Source organism: Acinetobacter sp. RRD8 (genome assembly GCF_031844225.1).
In the GTDB taxonomy this organism is placed as follows: domain Bacteria; phylum Pseudomonadota; class Gammaproteobacteria; order Pseudomonadales; family Moraxellaceae; genus Acinetobacter.
Genome location: NZ_JAUZUU010000005.1, coordinates 13,873 through 37,725, shown reverse-complemented (window position 1 = coordinate 37,725; position 23,853 = coordinate 13,873). Strand labels below are relative to the sequence as shown.

Genomic DNA, 23,853 nt, shown 5'->3' with positions numbered 1-23,853 from the left:
AATCGCGTAATTTAGCGAGGCAACGACCTCGCTTTTTTATACTCAAAATATGCTAAAGTGCCGATTATCTCTTCTATTCCATCATTACTATGCTTGAGTTCTGGTTTAATCCGCAGGTCTCTGTTCTCAAAAAACTGTTGATCTTTATTGTGATTGCAGCGACAGCTGCAGGCTTGTACTGGATGCAACCACTGCCCTTAGATTCGATTTTGATGTTTGTCGGGACCGGCATCATTTTTCTGATCTGTCGTTACTGCAAAATCCACTTTGCCAGCAAAAACCCGAGCGGTTTTTTATATAGATTACTGACCTGGATTCCAATTGCGCTATTAATTGCTTTAGTTTTTATGAATATGCAACAGGGTGAAATCCTGATTCCGGGTGCACAGGGCATTGCCTTTATGGCTCTGGCGATTTGCCTGTTTTCACCATTGTCGCTGCTCAATCAGAACTCTCAGGATCCAGAGCCACCCCATGCTTGAATTTTGGTATTCAGAACGTTGTAACCGTCAAATCAAACTCATCGTTATTATTACGACCTGTATTTTGATTTATACAGCATCGACTGTGGCCCAGTTAGATCCGGTATTTGTGGGGGTGAGTTTAGCGATTGGAATTGTCGTGCATTTACTGCACCATTTCCGCCTGAAAATCTCAAAATCCAATCCCTATGCAAATGGCTTTAGCGCCTTGAGCCGGGTCATTCCCATCATTGCCTTAATTACCCTGTTTGGCTATTTACCAGAACAGCACCAGCAATGGGGCAAATTTGCCTTGGGTCTGCAATGTCTTGGCTTTGCCGCGATTGGATTATTTATCGTTTCAATCTATGAAAGCCGTGCGAAGCGTTTTGAGGACTGATCACTTCGCAGTATTTTCTTAGAAGTAAGTTTCCAGACGATAGTAACTATAAGTCACGTTTTTATTGCGATAAACCGCATGATCTCGCTGTTTGAAATCCGATACCCAGGCACTACCTGAATAAGCCGCGATATGTCCATATTTATGTCCCTGAGTACGGTCAATAATATAGATATCGCCTTTTTTCGGCCGATCAAAAGAAGCATTAATTTTCTTATAGCCCAGCTGCATCAGGGTACTTCCCCAATCTGCCGCTGCGACCGGATGAGTCACAATTTTCGCACCCGAGGATTGCAGACCGACACGAATACTGCGCGCACATTTCTGTGTACTGGTATTTCGGGTAATGCCTTGCAGATAACTGGTAAATTTCTCGATATTGATACGATGGCCATTGCTTACGCCTGAAGCGTTACGGACAGTGGCTTGCTGGGATGACTTTTTAGGTCTTTGCTCCGATTGGGAACGCACCATGATATTCGCTTGGACAGGAGCATATACTTCGCTCATGTTTACTTGATGATCATAGATCATGCCTTACCAACCGCTCCTCGCCTGTAATTTAGGCTTTCATATTGTTAATAAGCCGAGAATACTAGTCGCTTAAATGTTATTTTTCACATTAAAAATGTAAATAAATTTGTCTATTTTTCCGGCATTCAAATTAAACCGTTCTTTCTAATACAGTTACAAAACCCATCATCTTTGCAAAAAAAATGTAAAGCAAAGCCTTTTTAGCCTGAACTATACAAAATGAGCCGTTATTTTCTTCTACTCAAACCCTAGGGATTTAATCTGTAACTCGGCCATTTTCAGACAACATTTCACTACATGATTACATCATTTTGAGCTTTGCACCCTGTATTACACTGATGCGGCATTTTTAAATATTGAACTAAACGGAGAAGAAAAATGAGTCAGACTTTAAGTACCGTTTCAAATTTTAATTTAGAACAATATTTAGGCACCTGGTATGAAATTGCACGCTTGCCGATGAAGCATCAACCTGAAGACAGCACCGATATTTCTGCGGTATATAGCTTGAATGAAAATGGTAAAGTTCGGGTTCAGAATCGCTGTCTGGATGGTGATGGCAAACTGGATGAAGCTATTGCTGAAGCAACCATTGTCGATGCAGAACATGCCAAGCTTGAAGTCAGCTTTTTACCTGAAGGCCTGCGTTGGATTCCGTTTACCAAGGGCGATTACTGGGTATTAAAAATCGACCCCGATTATCAGACCGCGCTCGTAGGCGAACCGAATAAAGAATATTTATGGCTACTGCATCGCGGTACCAGTCTGGACGAAGCGACTCAACGCGAATATTTAAGTTATGCAGAATCCTTGGGCTATGATCTGTCTGATCTGATTCATACAGTCCATACGGGCAATAAAACCGCTTAAACTGCAATCAAAAGACCTCCATCAGGAGGTCTTTTTTATTCTCAATTTGGGCGATGAAAGCTCATCAAAAAATGCTATGATGTGCGCAATTTAAATTGTCCCTTTCGACAGAAAATTGATTATAAAATAATCCATTCTGCTGTTAAAACGGCGATTTTCAACAGATTCAAATAGAGAGAACTATGCGCCAATATCTTGACCTTTTACAACATATCCTCGACAACGGCGGCGATAAAGGCGACCGTACCGGTACAGGTACACGTTCGGTATTTGGTCATCAGATGCGCTTTGATCTTTCCCAAGGTTTTCCTTTACTCACCACCAAAAAAGTTCATTTCCGTTCTATCGTGATTGAACTGTTGTGGTTCCTGAAAGGCGATACCAATGTTCAATATTTAAAAGACCATAAAGTCTCGATTTGGGACGAATGGGCGACCGCAGAACAGACTGCGCGTTTTGGCCGTCCTGAAGGCGAATTAGGCCCAGTGTATGGTCACCAATGGCGTAATTTTGGTGCCAGCAAAAATGCAGACAATAGTTATAATCAGGACGGTTTTGACCAGATCAAATGGTTGATTAATGAAATTAAAACCAATCCGAATTCGCGCCGTCTGATTGTATCTGGCTGGAATCCGAATGAAGCAGGCCAAGTGGCATTACCGCCTTGCCATACCCTGTTCCAGTTCTTTGTACACAATGGCAAATTGTCCTGCCAGCTATACCAGCGTAGCGCTGATGTTTTTTTAGGTGTGCCGTTTAATATTGCCAGCTATGCTTTGTTGACGCATATGATCGCGCAAGTCTGTGATCTGGATGTTGGTGACTTTGTCTGGACTGGCGGCGATACCCATTTGTACAGCAACCATTTTGAACAGGCACAGTTGCAGCTTAGCCGTGAGCCACTCGGCCTTTGTCAATTAAAACTAAATCCTGAGATCAAAGACCTGTTCGATTTTAAATTTGAAGATATCGAAATTGTCGGTTATGAATCTCATCCAGGCATTAAAGCCCCTGTCGCTGTTTAATGTTCTTTATTATAAAGTTCCCTCTCTTCCTAGGAGAGGGCTAGGAAGAGGTTTTTTACCACACGTAAATCGCCAACTCCTTTCAAAATTATTCCTAGCCCTAAAGCATGAAGGCAATCAATATAGATTTTTAACCTTTCTTTCGTACCAGTAAAAAATTACACGAAGGACTTTGGGCTTGATAAGAAGGATTCAATACATGTCATTTCAAGATTTAGAAGTTGTACACGTCGTTGCCATGGATCAGCAGCGTTGTATCGGCAAGGGCAATGACCTACCTTGGCATATCTCTGCCGACCTGAAACACTTCAAGGAAATCACCCAAGGCGGTGTGGTGGTGATGGGTCGCAAGACACTAGAATCGATGGGACGTACCTTGCCTAAACGCGTGAACTGGGTCATTACCCGTGATCCAGACTGGGCATTTGCAGGCACCAAAGTCGCTTATAGCATTGAAGATGCGCTGAGTCAGGCCGTTGCAGATGTAAAGGCTTCAGAAAAACCTGAAACCATTTTCATCATTGGTGGTGGTGAAATCTTTAAACAGACTATGGATATTGCAGACCGTCTGGAACTGACCCATGTCGAACTGGATGTACAGGGCGATGCCTATTATCCAGCGATTCCAGCAGAATTTAAAAAAGTCGCTGCCGAGCAACATATCGACGACAAAACCGGCATTGCTTTTGAGTTCGCAACCTACAGAAAATAAAGCCTATTTCTCATGAAAAAGTGATGATGCAGGGACGCGAATACATCTCCAGACATTGGAGTCTGTGGCTACTGGGCAGCCTGTTTACTTTATTCGTCATTCTGTCGAGCCTGTGGTTCAGCCTGATGCTCTGGGTTCATCAACCCCTCGGAAAAATCGGCAGCTTGATGCTGATTGGACTCTGGCTGACCTTTGCGCTGGTCGTTCTCGGGATTTATTTCACCCGGCATCTGATCTCCCGCCAAGTGGATAGCGTTCTTTATCTTCTGGCCTTTTTATTCTGTCTGCTAGGATATTTCAGTCTGGAAGCGCGTCAGGATCGAGAGTGGAATCCTGAGGTTTCCCAGCTTCTGCATTATGAGCAGCAAGGCGATCAGGTTACCTTACACAATATCCGCAACTTTGACTGGCAGGCCGATGGTCGCTATATCGAACGCTGGGAAAGCCGCAGTTTTGATCTGAATCAGATTACTGGCGTGAACATCATTACTTCCTACTGGATGGGGCCTAAAATTGCCCATACCCTGGTCAGCTTCGATTTTGCCAATCAAAAGCCACTCACCTTCTCGATTGAAATCCGCAAGGAAAAGAATGAAGAGTTTTCAGCGATTGGTGGCTTTTTCCGAAAATATGAACTGAGTCTGGTCGCATCGGATGAAAAGGATATTGTCTATACCCGTAGCAATGTCCGTGGTGAACAGGTCTATTTTTTCCCAGTCAAAATGCCGCAAGCTCAGGCTAAAGCGCTATTCAAGGAATATCTGCGTCAGGCCGATGAGCTGGCCCAAAAGCCAAAATGGTACAATACCCTGACCAGTAATTGCACCACACTAGTCTTTGATATGGTTCAGGCGATATCGCAACAACAGCTACCCTCAGATTACCGGTTGCTGGCCTCCGGCTATTTACCGAATTATCTCTATGATCTTAAAGTACTAGAACAGTCTTGGGATATGCACACTTGGTATCAACGGGCACATGTCAATCCACGGGTAGAACGCACCGCTAATCTCTCCAGTCAGGACTATTCACGCCTGATCCGGCAGGGCCTACCAAAACCCGACATGCGATAACTGTGTAGCAAATCCACTTCAATAAAGATACAAAATCAACTGGAACCTTGATCATTTTTTTGTTTATATACAAATAGCTAGTCAATGATCAGAGTATCTCTCATGCTAAAAAAATTAACTGCAATCGCGATTTTAGGCTCGGTTCTAACGGTCATGGGCTGCGAAACTGTGCCCAATACAGCCACGACACAAACCGCGAATCATTTACAACTTTTGCAAAATCGTACTTGGATTGCGACCCAGATTGGTAATACTGAAATCAAGACTGCGCCAACCGCACGCAATGTTCCGAGTCTGCAATTTGATGCCAGTACCCAGCGCGTTTCAGGTTCAGATAGCTGTAACCGGATTATGGGCAGTTACACAGCAGCGAAAGACACGCTGACCCTGAACCAAATGGCCACTACCCGTATGGCCTGTATGAACAACGATCAGCTTGATCAGAAATTTAATGAAGCTTTAGCCAAAGTGACACATTATCAAGTATTTGGTAAAACCTTAAAATTACTGGATCGCCATGGGAATCTCTTGATCCAGCTAGAAAGTGCTGTTCAGCCGCGTTAATACTTCCCTACAAAAAGCCTGTATGGACAGGCTTTTTTATCTTTCATACTGATGAGCTGGAATTTAACCATCAGCCCGATTGAGTTATTTAATTGAATGAGGAATCAACCATGCAACAGGCACTTTTCGGTGGGGGATGCTTTTGGTGTACTGAAGCCGTATTTTTACAGATCCAGGGGGTTCAGCAGGTCGTCAGTGGCTACGCAGGTGGGCATACAACTGAGCCAAACTACGATGATGTCTGCGGGGGCAATACCGGCCATGCTGAAGTCATTCTGATCGATTTCGATGAAAACCAGGTTAACTATAACCAGTTGCTTGATGTATTTTTTGCAACCCATGATCCGACCACGCTAAACCGTCAGGGCAATGATGTCGGCACCCAGTATCGTTCTGTGATTTATTATCTGAATGATGAACAGCAGCAACAGGCGCAGCAGGCGATCGATGCTCTGAAAGCCGATGGCATCAATATGGTGACTGAACTCAGTCCTGCCCCGACTTTCTATCCGGCGGAAGACTATCATCAAAACTTCTTTGCCAAGAACCCGACCCAGGGCTATTGCAATTTTGCCATTCCTCCAAAATTGAATAAATTACGCAGCAAATTTACGACCCTCTTAAAAACCCATTAAGTTTCATGAAAAATGGGCATAAAAAAAGCGACTGCAATCAGTCGCTTTTTTTATTACCTAAATCTTAGTTATCAGTTGCAAAGGCAATATCGCTGAGTCCGGCTCCACTCGCACGCGACATGACTTGCGCCACCGAGTCATAACGTGATTCTTTATCCGCTTTCAACACAATGGTCGGCTGACGTTCAGCTTGGCCCGCTTCATTAAAACGGGTTTCAAGCTGTTCCAGCGTCAATACATCACCATTCCAAGCAATGTCACCTTCGGCATTGATGCTAATCGTGACATTTTCAGGCGGCAGATCGATAATCTCCGCAGTGGTTTGTGGCAAGGTTAATGGAATTGATGGGTTCGCAACGGTCGCTGTCACCAGAAAGATGATCATCAATACCAACATAATGTCGATGAGGGGAATGAGGTTCATCTCATTCATGCCTACATCGTTGTCTTCACCCAGTTGAAAAGCCATTAAGCTTGACCTCCCACGAGACTCTGTTGTGTTACTTTCTCATCAGACTTTTTTGCAGCAGATTCCTGTTGCAGCATGGTATCAATTAACAGACCGTGTGCCTGATCCTGTAACTCGTGTGCCAAGCCACGATTAGCACGGACACAGATGTTATAAGCCAGTACCGCAGGAATCGCGACTGCCAGACCTAAGCCAGTCATAATCAATGCTTCACCGACTGGAGTTGCTACTTGTGCCAGACCTGCTTGACCACTTTTACCAACAGCAACCAGCGCATGGAAGATGCCCCATACCGTACCGAACAAACCAACAAATGGTGAAATTGAGGCAATCGTACCCAGAACTGATACACCTTTTTCGGCATTGGCTTTTTCTGCTGAAATCTGGCGTAATAGCGCCTGTTCTGCCACTGCCTTACGTTGTTCAAAGCCCAAAGGAGCCAGTTTGGTTTTCAGTTGTTCCAATGCTTTAGATAACTGCGCATAGGCAATCTGTTTCAGTTGGCGAGTGCCCATCAAACGCAGCACAAAAATGGTCCATGTCGCAATCGACATTGCCAATAACACGAAATACAGTGTTTTACTGACTGCATCAGCGTGTTGCCAATAAACTGAAAAGTTCATATTCGAACTCCTAATGGGTGAGCCGTTATTTAACCTGAAAATCGAAAGGCTGTTCCACACGGGTTGGATAAGCCACACCATTTTCAACATATTTGGTAAGTTGTGCACGACGTACCGCGGCTTCTACTTTGCGCGTTACTGCCGGGCTACAACTTGAATTTCGTGCAGTCGCAGAGACTACTTTGCCCTGCTCATTCGCTGAAACATCTACTACCAGTGAACAGGCTGATTTTAATTCACCTGCAGAGAGTGAGACTTTTGGTGAACGCTGCCAGGACACGCCCCCACCAATTGATACACTTTTCGGAGATGGCGGCGCAGCAGGTGCTGGCGGTGCCACAGGCGCAGGTGGCGCGACCGGAGCAGGTGCCGGTTTAACTTTAGTTTCAGTGACCACTGTCGGCACGACCGGACTTGGAGTTGGTTTTGCTTCAACTGGTGGTGCTTTGACTACTTTTGGTGCTTCAGCCTTTTTCACCTGCTCGATTTTTTCTACTTTTTTCGGTGGTGGTGGCAGCGGTTTATCGACAATTTTGACTTCTTTAGGCTTAGGCGGCTCTTTTTGTGGCTCGGCCTTCGGTTTTGGCGGTAAAGGTTTTGGCGCTTCCTGGAGTTTCACAAAGCGCACTTTTAAGGGTTGCTTATCAATGGGTGTCAGCTCAGGTGCTTTCATCTGGCTGATCGCATATAACACACCCACATGCCCAACCAGTACAGCCGCCACGATAGAGATGACTTTCTTTTTCATCTGATTCGGCGGTGTAGGCATTTGGGGCGCAGCAACTTGACTCATTAAATCTATTACCTTGAGGAGATGATGTGGAACAAACTATCAAGCTCATCGGTTATCACAATTAAAGTATGCCAATAATAAATGAGAAGTGTTTTCATTTGCAACCGCTAATCCTACCTTTGACTGACTTTTTTTGCATCAAAACAAAAAAGGCACACTAAAAGTATGCCTTTTTAAAACTCAATGCAAGTCTTATTGGAACACGACAGTCTTGTTGCCATCGACAATAATACGGTCTTCCAAATGCCATTTTACCGCACGGGCCAATACATTACGTTCTACGTCCTGACCGAGTTCACGTAACTGCTCAACAGTAAAGTCATGGTTCACGCGCTCCACATCCTGCTCAATAATCGGACCTTGATCCAGATCAGCAGTCACATAGTGCGCAGTTGCACCGATCAGCTTCACGCCTTTTTCATAGGCCTGTTTGTACGGATTGGCACCTACAAAAGCCGGCAGGAAAGAATGGTGAATGTTGATCACTTTCATTTCCCACTTGCTGACAAATTCTTCATCCAGAATCTGCATATAACGCGCCAGCACCAGTAAGTCATTGCCCTGCATCAACTGGTCGATTTCTGCATAAGCTTCAGGTTTGTTGTCTTTGGTCACCGGCACAACTTCGAATGGAATGCCAAAATTTTCAACTGCTTCACGTAAAGTCTCGTGATTCGACACCACTTTGGTAATTTCACAAGGCAAACCACCACGCGCATGACGCCATAACAGCTCAAGCAAGGCATGATCGACTTTAGACACCAAAATACCGACTTTTTTCACGTCACTGACCAGAGCCAGACGCCATTGCATGCCATAGCGTTCCGCCACATTCGCTGCAAAAGTCTGGGTAATACTTTCTTTGCGACTTTGAAGATTATCTAATTCAAATTCAACGCGCATGAAGTAACGTCCGCCCTGCGCTGCTGTCGCATATTGGTCAAGCGCAGTAATGTTGGCACCTTGATGATACAAGAAGCTCGAAACAGCCTGCACGATGCCCGGCTTGTCTTCACAAGTAATCAATAAACGTGCGGTGTTAGCAGTCGTCATATTCATGTTGGTTTAAGTCACTAATCAGTTAAATTAAAAATAAGCCGAGTATTCTAGCGCGTTTCTTGGATATTCTGAATAGTTTGTTCAGATTCAGAATCTTTAGATGACGACAGGCTGGCAAAAAGTTCCGAAGAGCCCAAACTACTCAATAAACCTTCATAGGTTTGACGACTTTCACCACGTAAATACGCCCCTTCCAGGAATACCATTTGACGGAGTGCCTGCCAGACCCATTTTTCTTCCAGCGTATTGGAATCGGTTAAATGACCTGACATATACAGGAAGTTGGTCCAGTTGGTCAGCACAATCCACAGGTTAATAATCAGTGCTTCAATCTCTGAATCGGTCATGTCCATCAGGCCTGCATTAACAAAGCCTTTATAGATTTTCTGGCCCTGCTGCATCACCTGACCGGCAAAGCGTGGATACATCTTGCGAAAATCTTCGTTATTTTCTACCAGATGATAGACATCACGATGCAGGAAACGGTAAGCCCATAACTGGCTGCTCAGTACCTGAAAATAATGCACCTTGTCATTGGCATCCAGCGCACGGTCATCCGGCAGCGCCAGCATTTCCAGGGTCTGGTGCTGGTACTGTTCCATCAATTCTTTAATAATTTCATTTTTATTGCGGAAATGATAATACAGGTTACCCGGGCTCATGCCGAGTTCAGCCGCAATGTGATTGGTGGTTACCGATCGTTCACCACGCTCGTTAAACAGCTGCAAACTGAGCTGCAAGATACGCTCTTTAGTTTTTAAGGTTTTGGTTTGGGACATCCTAAAATAACCATTCAGTTCATGCATTAGCAGGCTAACACACAAAGTCACTTGACTAATTAGAGTATTTGCTCTAAAAATTAATTAATCGATTTTTGAATAATGGTAGTGCGGCATGAACAGTCACACAAAAACAACATCAATGACACCACATTTTTTTGATAGCCAATATCTGAATGAAGTCTTGGCGCAACAAAAACACGCTTATTTACACTACCCTCTGCCGACTGCAAAGGAACGTATCGATCGTTTAGCTCGACTTAAGCGTATCTTAGTTAAGTATCAAGATCAATTTGCTGACGCAATTAATCAGGACTATGGTAACCGTTCCATTGGGGAAACCAAGATTGGTGAACTGCTCACCTGTCTGGAACATATTAAATATTACAGCAAAAACCTGACCCGGTGGATGAAACCTTCCAAGCGTCATGTCGGCATTATTCATCAGCCGGCCAAAGCCTGGGTGCAATATCAGCCTTTGGGTGTAGTCGGAATTATCGCACCGTGGAACTATCCGCTGTTGCTCTCGATTGGCCCACTAATTTGTGCCCTGGCGGCCGGCAACCATGCCATGATCAAAATTTCCAGTGCATCGGCTGCCTTTGGTGAAGTTCTGGAAAAAGCCCTGGCTGAAGCCTTCCCTAAAGAATTGGTCGCTGTGGTGAATGGTGGCGGTGTGATTTCAGATGCTTTCTGTCGTTTGCCTTTCGATAAACTGATTTTCACCGGCTCAACTGCAGTCGGTAAAACCGTCATGGCAGCCGCTGCCGAAAATCTGGTGCCGGTGATTCTGGAACTGGGCGGTAAATCGCCGGTACTGGTGCATCCATCGATTGATCTGCGCGATGTCGCGCAGCGGATTGCGGTGGGCAAACTCTGGAATGCCGGTCAGACATGTGTAGCGCCAGACTATATGTTCCTGCCTCTCGGAAAAACTGCCGAGTTCATTGATCACTTTAAAGCCTGTGTCGAAAGCATGTATCCGGATATCACCCATAATCAGGATTACACCTCGATTATTAATGTCAAACAATATAACCGTCTGCAAGGCTATCTGGATGATGCGCGTGAACAGGGTGCGCAAGTCATTGAAATTAATCCGCGTAGTGAAAACTCGGCTGATCTGCGCAAGATTGCACCGACCATCGTGACCAATGTCACCCCGATGATGCAGATCATGCAGCATGAAATCTTTGGCCCACTGTTACCGATCATGGAATATGATCAAATTGACGATGTCATCGACTTTATTAATAGCCGTCCGCGTCCACTTGCTTTATACTACTTCGACTTTGATCAGGCGCGTGCCGATTATGTCGCACAGCGTACCCATTCAGGGCATTTCGGGCAAAATACGGTACTGACCCATGTTGCGCAGGATGATCTACCATTTGGGGGTGTCGGTGCATCAGGTATGGGTAAATACCATGGCCCAGAAGGCTTCTTCAGTTTGTCGCATGAACGCTCAGTAATGTCGAATCCAAAGCTGTACAGCTTGAAATACATTCTGCCACCGTTCAATAAACCGATTCACAAGCTGATTTCGAAGACACTTCTCCGCTAAATGATCAAGGCATGAGCTATCGATATAGTTCGTGCCGCGTTTTGACGAAAATCGCTTGTCTTTTAAGCGCATTTTTGATATAAAACGCCCCTTGAATGATTTCAATCCGTTTATTTTTGACTGGCCATACAGATTTGCTGTTGGCTAAATCAATGGAGTTACACCATGTCTAAGGTTTGCCAAGTTACCGGCAAGCGTCCAGTCGTTGGTAACAACGTCTCACACGCCAACAACAAAACTAAGCGCCGGTTCGAGCCGAACCTGCACCACCACCGTTTCTGGTTAGAAAGCGAAAAACGTTTTGTACGTCTTCGTTTAACCACTAAAGGTATGCGTATTATCGACAAATTGGGCATTGAAAAGGTTGTTGCTGACCTACGTGCTCAAGGTCAAAAGATCTAAGGAGTCTGAACCATGCGTGATAAAATTCGCTTAGTTTCTTCAGCTGGTACAGGTTATTTCTATACCACGACTAAGAACAAACGTACTATGCCGGAAAAAATGGAAATCAAAAAATTTGATCCAAAAATCCGTCAACACGTAATCTTCAAAGAAGCTAAAATCAAATAATTTTAGTTTCTTTAAAAAAACGACCTTTGCGGGTCGTTTTTTTTTGCACTTTTTTTATCCGACTTGATAAACTTTCTGCATGTTTTGGCACTTTTTGTGCTTATTTCCCAGCAAACCTAGCTAAAGGAGTATTTAGTGCCACATGACGTAGAGCTCATTATATTACTGGCTGTTGGTTTTGGCTTAGCTTTGGTCTTTGGCTATCTCGCTGCACGGTTACGTCTTCCCCCTTTGATCGGTTACTTAATTGCCGGCATTCTGATTAGTCCCCATACACCCGGTGTGGTCGGTGATATTCATCTGGCCAACCAACTGGCAGAACTTGGCGTCATGTTCCTGATGTTTGGCGTCGGAATGCATTTTTCCCTGAACGATCTGATGCAGGTACGCCGGATTGCCCTGCCTGGTGCGATTTTACAGATTGCAGTTGCCACCTTGCTCGGGGTTGGAGTTTCGATGCTGTGGGGCTGGAGCTTTGGCTCAGCACTGGTCTTCGGCCTAAGCCTGTCTTGTGCCAGTACCGTGGTTCTGCTCAAAGCCCTTGGTGATCGTGGCTTACTGGATTCAATCAATGGCCGAATTGCTGTTGGCTGGTTGCTGGTCGAAGATCTGGTCATGGTCTTGGCGCTGGTACTGTTACCTGCCACTGCGGTGCTTTTAGGTGGGCAAGCGCTGGAAGGTGCAAGCGATGAGAATATCTGGCTCACCTTAGGGATTACCTTACTTAAAGTCGCAGGCTTTATTGCCTTCATGCTGATTATTGGTAAACGCTTGATTCCGATGATCATACAGGTGGTGGCACGTCTCGGTTCACGTGAGCTGTTTACCTTAACTGTGGTGGCAGCTGCTGTTTCGATTGCCTTTGGTGCCTATAAAGTCTTTGGTGTATCCATGGCACTGGGTGCTTTCTTTGCCGGAATGGTCGTTAAGGAATCTGATTTCAGTCATCGTGCTGAAGAAGAAACCTTACCACTGCGTGAAATTTTCTCGATTTTATTCTTTGTTTCCGTCGGCATGCTGTTTGATCCGCGCATTTTGCTGGAACAGCCTTTACATGTACTGGCCGTGGTCGCGATTATCATGATTGGTAAAACTATTGCTGCGATGGCACTGGTGCTGTTCTTCCGTTATCCGATCAATACCGCCTTGACCGTCGGTGCTTCTCTGGCACAGATTGGTGAGTTCTCCTTTATTTTGGCTGCACTCGGTGTTTCGCTCAACCTGCTTTCGCCGGAAGGTCAAAACCTGATTCTAGCAGGTGCCTTAATTTCGATTACGCTTAACTCCTTTATCTTTTCCGCGATTGAGCCGGTACAGAAATGGATTCGGGAACGCTCGACTCTGGCCCGATTACTGGAACGCAGTGGTGACCCTCTGGCGATGTTACCCGATGAAGTCTCACAGGATTACCTGCGCGATCAGGTGGTCATTATTGGCCATGGGGAGGTCGGGCGTCGCATTACCCGCTCATTGATGCAAGAAAATATCAAGGTGGTGATTGCCGAAGAAAACCGTGACATCGTCGAAAACCTACGTGAGAAAGGCATTGCTGCGGTGTCTGGTGTTGCCACTGAGGCTGGCGTACTGATTCAGGCACATATCCAGCATGCGCGCTTACTGGTCATTTCCCCTATGGATATCATCGATATTCATAAAATTGTCGATATTACCAAGACCTTGAATCCACAAATTCAGGTACTGGTCTGTGCGGAAAGCAAGGAAGAAGCTGAAGCCATTCGTCGGGATAATGTCGGTGCGGTTTATTATGCCAAAGAAGAAATGGCGAAAAATATGAGCAATCATATTTTGAACCAGATTGAGATCGCGCATCAGCATACGCCTTCTCATTAAAGTTTTTCTTTGAATAAACGCCAAATAAAAAAGTTGCCGAATCTGGCAACTTTTTTTATGAACATCAATATATCTCTAAGTCAAAGATTTTATTATTACACTGGCTTCAGACTGCTCACGACTTAAATTTTAAAATACTGATTTTTCATCTTCATTTTAAATGAACGTTTTTATGGTACTTAAAATCTGCCTAATTTAATAACCTATAAAACTCAAAAAGCACACCGATAGTGTGCTTTCTAAATAAATTTCAACGATTAACTCATATACTTTGGTTCTTCATCCACAACTTCAGCCTGCCACTCATTGACCTGCTGTTCCAGCAAACCATAGAGTGCTGCCTGAATCATCTGTTGCGCAATCACGGGCGTCTGCTCTCCAAGTAAAGCTTTCACCTCATCATTAAATTGAATCATGACCAAAGGCTGTTTATGTGAGCCTGCATTGCGTAGAGCCAACGCGCCACCTTCAAGTTGAACGAGTTCTAAAATCGCGTCTTGATTACCAAATAAATCTTTCAACTGTTCTATAGACATATATCCTCCATGTTCAACATGGTGGCAAAGCGCCGGGTGCACTTTGCATCATTAGAGTAATTGATATAGGGTTAAAAATTGCATTTTCAAGTACAGCCGATCCGATTAAAATTCAATCATCTCATTACGAAAACCATCAATTAATTGGGTCAGGTCACGATGCCACTCTCTCAATATAGCAGTATCAGGTAACCATGCTTGTGGAGACTGTGTGACTTTAATGATGAGATTTGAGGAAGTTTCGTCTTCAGGTTCTGGGGTACTTGGTTCGGGCGCATACTGGCACAGACGGTAAGCACGTTTCAGTTCAGCAATGAAACCGCTCTTGGATAAATGTTGCAGCACCGCCACTTCCGGCGAAATCTGGCCTTTGGCCGCCATCAGTTCTTCGATCGATTTTAGCGTCGGATGAGGATCATTCAGGCGATAGTAACGCACAAGTTCCTGTAAAAATGCTAACAAAGCACCATGCAAATGAAACACAGTTGCTTCACGTTGTGCCTGAGCCTGTTGTACATGTTCGGTTTGCTCTGCTTGCTGGCAGGATAGACGGGCAAAATACAGTTTTTGATTGGTACGGTCCGCATGATAGCGAGCAACACGGGTCATCGAGATTTCCTAAGGTTTAAAACAAATTTTGGCTTTTATAAAGTAAAAGGTTCGCCTACATTTCGCAATCAAAAGATGTTTAGACTGAATCCATCCAGCACTGAAATTCAGAGCATTGAGCTCACTAATTAAGTACGGCGATACTAAATTGTAGCCATAAAAAAAGGAGCCTATCAAGTGCTCCTTTTTTGAGTTTAAGCCTGAGGCTTGTCTTCTGCGGCTTTCACGCGGATGCCATGTCCGTGCAGGCGTAAAGTGTTCAGGCCTTTAATGGCTTTGACTGCTTCACGGCCATGCGGCATTTCTACAAAAGCAAAACCTTTTGATTTGCCTGTTGCTGCATCAAGCACCAAAGTACAGGTCTCCACTGTGCCATATTCCTGGAACAGTTTCAGTAATTCGGCTTCTGTGACCGTACGTTCTAAATTACGAACTAAAATTTTCATCTTACAACCTTAAGAAGATAGGCAAAAAATATCAAAAAGCACGCGCCTACTCTACTTTTTGCATGAAACAACTTTGCCATAGTTTAATCGAGATCAATCCCAAAATCTAAATTAATCGACTTGCGTTCAATCAAGGCACTTTTTACCGTTTGCTGCCGGGTCTTGTAATGGGTTTCTGTGGTGCATAAATGCCGGGTGAGATCATTCAGGAAATAGCTTTCGACTTTACGCCCCTGCTCATCGACCGTTTCGCGCGCCCAATGATTCAGGTTCTGTTTGGTCAGAATCAATTCATTTTTTGCCCGGGTCAACGCCACATATAGCACACGACGTTCTTCTTCGACATCATCAAAGTCACCCTGAGCACGTGCATGCGGGTAATTGCCTGGCGTGACATTGGCCACATAACAAACATTTTGTTCGGTGCCTTTGGCCGAGTGAATGGTAATCAAGGTCACTACATCATGGTCCGACTGGCGTTCAATTTCCGAGATTGACACCGGATCCAGTACATATTCCTCTAAAAACTCACTCAGCTGCGAATGCTTGGAGGCCAGCTGTTTGACCAGTTCAAAATCACTCTGGCGACGTGGCCAGTCCTTTTTATAGTTTTCCGCCAACTGCGATTCAATCGCCTGAATCGCAAGACCGACACAGGCTTGCACTTCGCCTTTGAGCACACTCATCTGCTGCATGATCAGAATGGTTTCTAATGGTATCTTGCCAAATTTTTCCAAATTATCTGCAATAGCTTCCATTTCCGGTTCAGCCAATAACTGCTGCGATAGCTTACTGGCACCCACATCACCAACACCATTCCACAGGGTCAAGAAACGCATCCAGGCGATATCATCCAGCGGATTGGCGACTACGCGCAGCATGCTGAGCAAATCTTTGACATGCGCCGTTTCCAGCAGCTTCATGCCACCAATAAAGCGATATGGCACATTAGCCGCGATACAAGCTGCTTCAATATGCCGTGCGGCAAAGCTGGAGCGTACCAAGACCATATGCTCGCCCCATTTGCTGCCTTGCAGATAATGACGCTCTTTAATATCAATCGCGATCCATTTAGCTTCATCAAATTCATTCGGGAAGATATGCATACGCGGCTTAATGCCTTCTCCGCGATACGCTTCCAGACGTTTGTCATATTTGATTTCAGACTGATCGAGCAGCCAGTTGGACAGATCCAGAATTTCCTGGGTCGAGCGGTAGTTTTTTTCTAATTTGAAAATCTGCGCATCTGGCACACGCTCTTTGAAATGGTGAATATTTTCAAAGTCTGCACCACGAAAGCCATAAATCGACTGCGCATCATCACCGACACAGAACAGGCTGATCCGGTCTTTGAGTGGCTCCAGCAAAGCCCATTGCAAAGGATTGGTATCCTGCATTTCATCGACTAGCATATGCCGGCAGATCGAAGCGACATAGTCGACCAGACCTTCGGACTGTGCCAGCGCCGTGGCAACTACCGCCAGAATATCGTCATAGTCCAGAAAGCTGCGCGCCTGCTTACGTGCTTCGTATTCTTTCATGATTTCGGCAATCTGGTCTTTGAGAGCCAGATATTCCGGCATCTGTTTTTCCAGTGCCAGACTAAGTTTTTGCCGGGTATTCCGTGCAAAAGAATACAGGTCACATAGTTCCTGAGGCTTAGGTAAATGATTGGGGTTTTTCTTGTCATCACGACCGCGAATCAGGCGAAACATCATCAGCTGATCATCACGATCAATAATCGAAAACTGTTCCAGACCAAAAGCTTTCGGAATACGGCGCAGTAGATACATACAGAAGGTATGAAAGGTCGAGGCTCGTAGCCCCTTGGCTTGCTCTCCGAGTGCCAGTTCGACACGCGCCACAATTTCACTGGCTGCCCGGCGGGTAAAGGTCAGAATTTGAATCTGGTTGGCAGGCACGCCCTGTTCAATCAAGTAAGCTGCGCGTGCCACGATGGTTTTGGTTTTGCCACAACCTGCCCCGGCCAGCACCAAACTGTGTTTTGCTTCTGTAGTCGCTGCTTGCTTTTGTTGGGGATTTAATTCATCAATCAGGGTGGCTAAACTCATTTTCACTCATCATTTTGTGGATGTATGTAGTTTAACAGATCGCTTCCAGAATTATGTCTTTTCAGTTGTCCTGAAACTGTCTCCAATTTTATTTCCTGATTTGATATTAGCTAACGACAGGGCGTGCTGGATTACAGGAGAGAGAAATACTTTCACTCTGTCAAAAGATTTTTAACTATCTCAGCGACAGCTTTCTCCAAGTTCATTTCTGCATTTTTTAAGGCTTCCTCTAAAGGACAATCTGGCAGATTAATCCCAACAATCTGGCTAAATCCTGACTCAAACAAATCCTCAATCCCTTCACCGACTAGACCCGCAAAAGCGATTACCGGTTTATTAAATTTCCTGGCGAGCTGTGCTACCCCAAAAGGGGTCTTGCCCAAAGATGTTTGACTATCAATTTTACCTTCACCGGTCAGGACATAATCTGCTTGCGCTATTTTCTCACTCAGTTGAACCTGTTCAATCATCAGTTCCACCCCGGACCGAATAGAGGCAGCGGTGAATGCCATTAAACCAAAACCCAGCCCACCGGCTGCACCCGCACCTGCCACATGACGATAATCACAGCCAATCTGCCCAGCGACTACATCGGCAAAATGACCGAGGTTTTGATCCAGTTGCTTGATCATTTCCGGGGTTGCACCTTTCTGTGGTCCAAAGATTATCGATGCACCATTTGGTCCACACAGTGGATTGTTGACATCCGATGCAATGATTATTTCAGTATCTACTAAACGTGGATCCAGTCCAGATAAATCCATTGATTTGACCTGATCCAAGTTTCCACCACAGACCTGAATTAACTCTCCCGCATGATTTAGAAACTGCACACCCAGTGCTTGCGCCATCCCTGCACCACCATCATTGGTAATACTGCCGCCCGACCCCATGATGATTTTTTTCACACTCAAGTCCAATGCCTGTTTGATCATTTCTCCTGTGCCATAAGTTGAAGTGAGCATCGGATTACGCTGTGAAGGCTTCAATAAATGAATGCCATTGGCCTTGGCCATTTCAATCACAGCAGTTTGACCTGCATCAATCAAACCCCAATAGGTCTGAATACGTTGCTCAGGCAGTGGTTCGGTCACTTCACATGCAATACTTTGCCCCTTTAAACTTGAAATCAATGCATCGACCGTGCCTTCACCACCATCGGCCATTGGCACATGAATGATGTGGGCATCCGGAATGACGTTCTGGATACCGCGTTGCATGGCCTGAGAAGCCTGTGCAGCAGACATGCTTTCTTTAAACGAGTCGGGAGCAAGCACAAAGGTGAGCGGCATGGTGTGATCTTTTATCCACAAATGAAGTCTAAATTGTGGATAAATCCAGCACTATCCACAAGTCTTTATTTCCAGCCCAGTTCAATTGCAGTTATCTCATTAATCAAAGTTTGATTTAAAGATTCTGGCATTTTACTGGTGGTTTGAGACAGTGGAATATGTCCTGCCATCAGCTCCGCCTTGGTTTGCGGAAATAAGGGTTGCTGATCTGGAAATGCATAACCCAGCGGATAAATCGGTTGACCTGTCGCTAAATCATATTTATCCGAAGCGCCAAAGGCATGCAGCAATTCATGCACCAATACAATTTTATTCTGTTCAGTTTGTTGTTTGGATGCAAATAGATTTATCGAACCAATCCGGCCTTTTTGCAAGGCAGTGGAATGTTTCAATTGCTTGGTCTGCACAGGATCATAGTAATTTAAAAATAAAGTCACATTAGCTGAAGGGTCTGAACTCTGTCGCTGTTTCCAAGCATAGAACCGGAATTTTAAACTCCATAAAACTGTATCGATGAGCGAGTCTTGCTCAGGGACTTTGGGTGGTAGAACTTGAAGCTCACGGCCTAAATTAAAATAAAAATAAGTCGGCTGTCCACGATACTGCTGAGCTGCTTTTTCCAGATATTCCCGTGCTCCATTCAGGTCCTGAGCTGACAGTTGCTGGATATATTGCTGTGTGGTCGGTAATCCATCGGCATTAATCGGATGCAGCAACACAATAATCGGCTTTGACCAGTTCTGGTTTTGATCACGATAGGCATTGACCGCGACAATCAATAAGATGATTAATAAAATCAGAATCCGAATCTTTTTCCACATATCGATTACACACTCTGCTTTTTCATTTTTCTTAAATACATCTGACTCATTTCTATTTTTGTTTCAAATAAATTTAAAGTTTTTATTAATCCTGACAATTTGGCTCTACCATAGTTACGAGAGTCAAAATCAGGCTTTACTGCACTGATATACTGCCCGACCATCCCTAAATTCGCCCATCCATTATCATCGGCATTATCTTTTACAGCTTTATAAATTAAGTTAAGCGTAGCTCGATCCATCCCTTCAGGTAACTGAATTTCCTTTTGCGCAGATATAGTTTTTTGTCCATTAGTCTTGATAATCTCCGAAACTTTTTTATCTATTGATCCTGTTTCTTCACCATCCTCATTATTTTTAATTTCACTATCTACAAGTAAGTTTTCGATATAAATGAACTTGTCACAGGCTTTCTTAAATGCTTCAGGCGTAGCTTTTTTGCCAAAGCCATACACTGTTAGACCATTTTCACGAATACGTGAAGCTAAGGGCGTGAAATCGCTATCGCTGGATACGATACAAAATCCATCTAATGCACCTGCATAAAGTAAATCCATAGCATCAATGATCAGGATCATATCCGTCGCATCTTTACCCTTGGTATAAGCGAATTGTTGTACCGGAGTGATGGCATGAGGAAGGAGTACATCTCGCCATTTCTTTAAAGTTTCGCTGCTCCAGTCCCCATACACACGTTTGACACTGGCAATTCCATATTTCGCAACTTCCTCCAATACCGATGAAATCGCGTTGATAGAAGAATTATCCGCATCGATTAATACAGCGAACTTTTTTGTCTGAATATCCACATCCACCCCAAGATATTATTTTTAATTTTTTATATACATGATTCTGACATAAAAAATGCCGACTTTCGTCAGCATTTTTTTGAATCTTAGAGTTTAGGCTTCAACCCATTTTCCGTCCTGATAAACCAGAGACCATTTGGTTTGCTTGCCTTCTGCAGTTTCCGAACCAATATATTGTGACTGGTTCTTACGGCTAAATTTTACCAGAGTTGGATTCCCTTCCGGGTCCACATCAGGTGCCTGCAAGATAAACTGATACTTTGGATCAAGCTGGTCGGCAACAGAACGAATCTCGGCCACTTTCGGTGCACGGGTTTCACGCACTTTCGGGAACTTGCTTGCCGCCAGGAATAAACCGGCTGCACCGTCACGCAGTACAAAGAAATCGTCATGCTTGGCAGAACGTAAATGCTCCATCTTGATCGGATCCACACGTGGAGGCGCAGGCTGACCGCTCTTTAAGACTTTACGGGTATTGTCACAGCTGGTACAGGCAAAATACGGACCAAAACGACCCGTCTTCAGCTGCATTTCACTATCACACTTGTCGCATGGGATACTCGGGCCATCATAGCCTTTAATTTTGAACTCACCTTCTTCAAGTTCAAAACCACTACAGTCCGGGTTATTCCCACAGATATGCAGTTTACGGCCGCCATCAATCACATAGCTGTCCATGGCAGTTTCACAGATCGGACAACGCTTCTTCGACATCAGGTCAGCAGTTTCCGCAGCCTCATCATCAGATAATGCAGCCAGAGACTCAACTGGTGTCAGGTTCAAGGTTCCTTTACAACGCTCTTTCGGCGGTAGGTTATAGCCTGAACAACCCAAGAATACGCCTGTGGTTCCGGTACGAATCTGCATTGGACGGTCACATTCTTTACAATGTACCGCATCCACTTCTACAGGCTGATTGCGGCGCATACCGTTCTCACCCTGCGCTGTAGTCAAACGCTGTTTAAAATCGCCATAGAAGCTATCTAACAACTCTTTCCAGTTACGCTCACCATCTGCCACTTTATCCAGCTGACCTTCCAGATCTGCGGTAAAGGCATAGTTCATCAGATTACTAAAGTTTTCATCCAGACGATCGGTGACGATCTCACCCATCTTCTCGGCATAGAGACGACGGTTATCCAGTTTCACATAACCACGATCCTGAATGGTCGAGATGATTGCAGCATAGGTCGATGGACGGCCAATGCCTTTTTTCTCCAGTTCTTTGACCAGTGAGGCTTCGGTAAAACGTGCCGGTGGCTTGGTGAAATGTTGAGATGGATCAAGTTTCTCAAGTTTAAGCACTTCACCGACTTTGACCGCAGGCAATAAAATATCGTCATCGGCTTTATTGGCACCACGCACGCGAGTAAAGCCATCAAAGACCAAGGTACGGCCTTTAGCTTTCAGTTCCACGCCATTGGCATCCACTAAAATGGTAGAAGACAAATATTCTGCTGGTGTCATCTGACAGGCAACAAACTGGCGCCAGATCAAGTCATATAGACGCTGTGCATCACGCTCAACACCTACCAGACTGTCGCCTTTTAAGCCAACCATAGATGGACGAATGGCTTCATGCGCTTCTTGCGCACCGGCTTTATTGCCATAACGGTTCGGCTTGGCAGGCAAATACTTCTCGCCAAACTCGGATTCGATATGACCACGCACCATATTCACCGCATCATCACTCAAGAAGGTCGAGTCGGTACGCATATAGGTAATGAAGCCGGCTTCATACAGACGCTGCGCCAGCATCATGGTTTTCTTCACAGAAAAACCGAGACGGGTACTGGCTGCCTGTTGTAGCGTTGACGTGATATACGGCGCACTTGGATTAACCTTGGTTGGCTTATCTTCACGTGCAGAAACCGTATAATCCGCATCTTTGATCAGGTTTAATAAGGCATCAGTTTCGGCTTTATTGCGTAGCTTGAGCGTCTTGCCATTTTGCTTGACCGCTTCGAGACGAATATCATCTTTTTTCGATTTGGTATCGACAAACACCTGCCAGTATTCTTCAGGAATGAAGGCACGAATTTCACGTTCACGCTCGACCACTAGCTTCACCGCAACCGACTGTACACGACCGGCTGACAGACCACGCGCAATCTTTTCCCAAAGCAATGGCGAAATCATAAAGCCCACGACACGATCCAGGAAACGGCGTGCCTGCTGCGCATTGACTTTATTGGTATCCAGACGTGACGGATGCTTAAAGGCATCCTGAATCGCATTTTTGGTAATTTCATTAAAGACCACACGCTGATAACGCGAATCATCACCGCCGATGACTTCTTTTAAATGCCAGGCAATCGCCTCTCCTTCCCTGTCCATATCCGTTGCCAGATAGACTTCATCGACTTGCGATGCCAGTTTTTTCAGTTCGGCAACCACATGTTCTTTGCCAGGAAGGACTTCGTATTTGGCTTTCCAGTCATGTTCCGGATCGACACCCATGCGGTTAATCAACGCATTCTGTGATTTTTCAGCTTTTTCTGTATCCGTCAGTTTGGTACGTGTCGCTGGTTTTTTCTCTGTCGATTTTGCAGAACCGCCAGTCGGTAAGTCACGCACATGACCCACCGATGATTTTACGATGTAGTTCGGACCAAGGTACTTATTGATTGTTTTCGCTTTTGCAGGCGACTCCACAATCACTAGGGCACGCTTGCTTCCAGCGTCGGGAGACTTCGCTGTGCTGCTTTTTGATGTGGACCGAGGAGCGTTCGCCATAATTAACCGTTAATCCTGTTTATTTCTAAATTAAAGTTCAGCCAAAGCGTGTAACAGTGCTTTGATGTCGTCGAGTTGGGTCGCTCTTAAATCAGCTTCTTCATCCCAGTACATGCCGACACAGTTGGCCTGCATATCAATAGCATAAATGCCTTTTAATGCAATGGGAAAATCTTTAAATTTCTCATCACCCTGCACGATTTCGAGTTTATTATCGACAACACGGGCGCGCATCAAGGGCAAACGCGCATCTGGCATCAGTACACTGTAGTACGCGACCATACTGGCACGACTTTCAGTCGCCTTGGGAATTTTGGTCCAGTCCGGTGCCACCACCAGACGTGGATGCAGACCCATTTTACGGGCTTTGTCACGCATCAGGCCCAGAGCTTTTTCTCGGGGACTTACACGCAACCCGAAAATCGACCCTATGACGAAAATGATGATGACCACCGTCACCCAGATTCCAGTGTTTTCCATAGTTCAACCTTTATGTTCTATTATTAGAGTTGCATAAGCAGAATATAAAACGCAAGTTTGCACGATAAAA

At 45.0% G+C, this 23,853-nt stretch carries 27 protein-coding genes; 12 read left to right on the top strand and 15 right to left on the bottom strand.

Going from position 1 to position 23,853, the window contains the following annotated elements; all coding sequences use genetic code 11:
- The first annotated feature begins 89 nt into the window (after window positions 1-89).
- Window positions 90-482, top strand: a complete 393-nt coding sequence (locus tag Q9R24_RS07030) for a hypothetical protein (RefSeq protein ID WP_311204465.1) — start codon at window positions 90-92, stop codon at window positions 480-482.
- Complete coding sequence (locus Q9R24_RS07025; RefSeq protein WP_311204464.1) at window positions 475-861, top strand: hypothetical protein; 387 nt, start codon at window positions 475-477, stop codon at window positions 859-861. The genes Q9R24_RS07030 and Q9R24_RS07025 overlap by 8 nt, the downstream gene beginning before the upstream one ends.
- Window positions 862-879: 18 nt before the next feature.
- On the opposite strand, the gene Q9R24_RS07020 is transcribed toward Q9R24_RS07025, so the two are convergent.
- The gene (locus Q9R24_RS07020) at window positions 880-1,395 is read right to left on the bottom strand and encodes a CHAP domain-containing protein (RefSeq protein ID WP_311204463.1); all 516 of its coding nucleotides are present in this window, start codon (window positions 1,393-1,395) and stop codon (window positions 880-882) included.
- Window positions 1,396-1,773: 378 nt separating this feature from the next.
- Here Q9R24_RS07020 and Q9R24_RS07015 point away from each other — a divergent pair, with 378 nt between their 5' ends.
- The 6 genes from Q9R24_RS07015 (at window position 1,774) to msrA (ending at window position 6,274) form a co-directional block, all read left to right on the top strand.
- Window positions 1,774-2,265 (top strand): lipocalin family protein, encoded by a 492-nt coding sequence (locus Q9R24_RS07015; protein WP_005172774.1) that lies wholly within the window; start codon window positions 1,774-1,776, stop codon window positions 2,263-2,265.
- 182 nt (window positions 2,266-2,447) lie between these two features.
- Window positions 2,448-3,290, top strand: a complete 843-nt coding sequence (gene thyA, locus Q9R24_RS07010) for a thymidylate synthase (protein ID WP_311204462.1) — start codon at window positions 2,448-2,450, stop codon at window positions 3,288-3,290.
- A gap of 199 nt (window positions 3,291-3,489) precedes the next feature.
- Window positions 3,490-4,002 (top strand): dihydrofolate reductase, encoded by a 513-nt coding sequence (locus Q9R24_RS07005; protein WP_004278430.1) that lies wholly within the window; start codon window positions 3,490-3,492, stop codon window positions 4,000-4,002.
- A gap of 23 nt (window positions 4,003-4,025) precedes the next feature.
- Window positions 4,026-5,075, top strand: a complete 1,050-nt coding sequence (locus Q9R24_RS07000) for a DUF4105 domain-containing protein (RefSeq protein WP_311204461.1) — start codon at window positions 4,026-4,028, stop codon at window positions 5,073-5,075.
- Between the two features lie 102 nt (window positions 5,076-5,177).
- The gene (locus tag Q9R24_RS06995; protein ID WP_004278432.1) at window positions 5,178-5,639 is read left to right on the top strand and encodes an META domain-containing protein; all 462 of its coding nucleotides are present in this window, start codon (window positions 5,178-5,180) and stop codon (window positions 5,637-5,639) included.
- A 110-nt stretch (window positions 5,640-5,749) separates the two neighbouring features.
- Window positions 5,750-6,274: a peptide-methionine (S)-S-oxide reductase MsrA gene (gene msrA / locus Q9R24_RS06990; RefSeq protein WP_311204460.1), complete on the top strand. Its 525-nt coding sequence runs from the start codon at window positions 5,750-5,752 to the stop codon at window positions 6,272-6,274.
- Between the two features lie 64 nt (window positions 6,275-6,338).
- Here the strand turns inward: msrA and Q9R24_RS06985 are convergent, their stop codons facing one another.
- The 5 genes from Q9R24_RS06985 to Q9R24_RS06965 form a co-directional block, all read right to left on the bottom strand.
- Window positions 6,339-6,743 carry a biopolymer transporter ExbD gene (locus Q9R24_RS06985; protein WP_004278434.1) on the bottom strand — a complete coding sequence of 135 codons (405 nt, stop codon included), beginning with the start codon at window positions 6,741-6,743 and terminating at the stop codon, window positions 6,339-6,341.
- Window positions 6,743-7,366, bottom strand: coding sequence for a MotA/TolQ/ExbB proton channel family protein (locus tag Q9R24_RS06980; RefSeq protein WP_195725181.1), 624 nt, complete (start codon window positions 7,364-7,366; stop codon window positions 6,743-6,745). The genes Q9R24_RS06985 and Q9R24_RS06980 overlap by 1 nt, the downstream gene beginning before the upstream one ends.
- A 25-nt stretch (window positions 7,367-7,391) precedes the next feature.
- Window positions 7,392-8,159 (bottom strand): TonB-dependent receptor, encoded by a 768-nt coding sequence (locus Q9R24_RS06975; protein ID WP_129716376.1) that lies wholly within the window; start codon window positions 8,157-8,159, stop codon window positions 7,392-7,394.
- A 192-nt stretch (window positions 8,160-8,351) separates the two neighbouring features.
- Window positions 8,352-9,218: a formyltetrahydrofolate deformylase gene (gene purU, locus Q9R24_RS06970; protein ID WP_004278437.1), complete on the bottom strand. Its 867-nt coding sequence runs from the start codon at window positions 9,216-9,218 to the stop codon at window positions 8,352-8,354.
- Between the two features lie 47 nt (window positions 9,219-9,265).
- On the bottom strand, window positions 9,266-9,997 hold the full coding sequence (locus Q9R24_RS06965; protein WP_034437998.1) for a TetR/AcrR family transcriptional regulator: 732 nt from the start codon (window positions 9,995-9,997) through the stop codon (window positions 9,266-9,268).
- A gap of 115 nt (window positions 9,998-10,112) precedes the next feature.
- Between Q9R24_RS06965 and Q9R24_RS06960 the strand changes: the two genes are divergently transcribed.
- The 4 genes from Q9R24_RS06960 (at window position 10,113) to Q9R24_RS06945 (ending at window position 13,982) form a co-directional block, all read left to right on the top strand.
- Complete coding sequence (locus Q9R24_RS06960; RefSeq protein ID WP_004278439.1) at window positions 10,113-11,561, top strand: coniferyl aldehyde dehydrogenase; 1,449 nt, start codon at window positions 10,113-10,115, stop codon at window positions 11,559-11,561.
- A gap of 165 nt (window positions 11,562-11,726) precedes the next feature.
- A complete protein-coding gene (gene rpmB, locus Q9R24_RS06955) occupies window positions 11,727-11,963 on the top strand; it encodes a 50S ribosomal protein L28 (protein ID WP_000048256.1) in 237 nt (78 codons plus the stop codon).
- 12 nt (window positions 11,964-11,975) lie between these two features.
- Window positions 11,976-12,131, top strand: coding sequence for a 50S ribosomal protein L33 (gene rpmG, locus Q9R24_RS06950; protein ID WP_001205031.1), 156 nt, complete (start codon window positions 11,976-11,978; stop codon window positions 12,129-12,131).
- Window positions 12,132-12,266: 135 nt separating this feature from the next.
- On the top strand, window positions 12,267-13,982 hold the full coding sequence (locus Q9R24_RS06945) for a cation:proton antiporter (protein ID WP_311204459.1): 1,716 nt from the start codon (window positions 12,267-12,269) through the stop codon (window positions 13,980-13,982).
- A 257-nt stretch (window positions 13,983-14,239) separates the two neighbouring features.
- On the opposite strand, the gene Q9R24_RS06940 is transcribed toward Q9R24_RS06945, so the two are convergent.
- The 9 genes from Q9R24_RS06940 to Q9R24_RS06900 all read right to left on the bottom strand — a co-directional run bounded on the left by Q9R24_RS06940 (window position 14,240) and on the right by Q9R24_RS06900 (window position 23,783).
- Window positions 14,240-14,518 (bottom strand): hypothetical protein, encoded by a 279-nt coding sequence (locus Q9R24_RS06940; RefSeq protein WP_004278462.1) that lies wholly within the window; start codon window positions 14,516-14,518, stop codon window positions 14,240-14,242.
- A gap of 105 nt (window positions 14,519-14,623) precedes the next feature.
- The gene (locus Q9R24_RS06935) at window positions 14,624-15,127 is read right to left on the bottom strand and encodes a DUF6586 family protein (protein WP_004278463.1); all 504 of its coding nucleotides are present in this window, start codon (window positions 15,125-15,127) and stop codon (window positions 14,624-14,626) included.
- A gap of 194 nt (window positions 15,128-15,321) precedes the next feature.
- A complete protein-coding gene (locus Q9R24_RS06930) occupies window positions 15,322-15,573 on the bottom strand; it encodes an RNA-binding protein (RefSeq protein WP_004729489.1) in 252 nt (83 codons plus the stop codon).
- An 83-nt stretch (window positions 15,574-15,656) separates the two neighbouring features.
- Window positions 15,657-17,645 carry an ATP-dependent helicase gene (locus Q9R24_RS06925; RefSeq protein WP_311204458.1) on the bottom strand — a complete coding sequence of 663 codons (1,989 nt, stop codon included), beginning with the start codon at window positions 17,643-17,645 and terminating at the stop codon, window positions 15,657-15,659.
- A 152-nt stretch (window positions 17,646-17,797) separates the two neighbouring features.
- Complete coding sequence (locus tag Q9R24_RS06920; protein ID WP_311204457.1) at window positions 17,798-18,937, bottom strand: glycerate kinase; 1,140 nt, start codon at window positions 18,935-18,937, stop codon at window positions 17,798-17,800.
- Window positions 18,938-19,002: 65 nt separating this feature from the next.
- Window positions 19,003-19,758, bottom strand: a complete 756-nt coding sequence (locus Q9R24_RS06915) for a hypothetical protein (RefSeq protein WP_004647401.1) — start codon at window positions 19,756-19,758, stop codon at window positions 19,003-19,005.
- A 5-nt stretch (window positions 19,759-19,763) separates the two neighbouring features.
- Window positions 19,764-20,567 carry an NYN domain-containing protein gene (locus Q9R24_RS06910; protein WP_034439084.1) on the bottom strand — a complete coding sequence of 268 codons (804 nt, stop codon included), beginning with the start codon at window positions 20,565-20,567 and terminating at the stop codon, window positions 19,764-19,766.
- Window positions 20,568-20,660: 93 nt separating this feature from the next.
- On the bottom strand, window positions 20,661-23,303 hold the full coding sequence (gene topA, locus Q9R24_RS06905; RefSeq protein WP_311204456.1) for a type I DNA topoisomerase: 2,643 nt from the start codon (window positions 23,301-23,303) through the stop codon (window positions 20,661-20,663).
- 30 nt (window positions 23,304-23,333) lie between these two features.
- Window positions 23,334-23,783: a hypothetical protein gene (locus Q9R24_RS06900; RefSeq protein WP_004647398.1), complete on the bottom strand. Its 450-nt coding sequence runs from the start codon at window positions 23,781-23,783 to the stop codon at window positions 23,334-23,336.
- Between the last annotated feature and the right edge of the window lie 70 nt (window positions 23,784-23,853).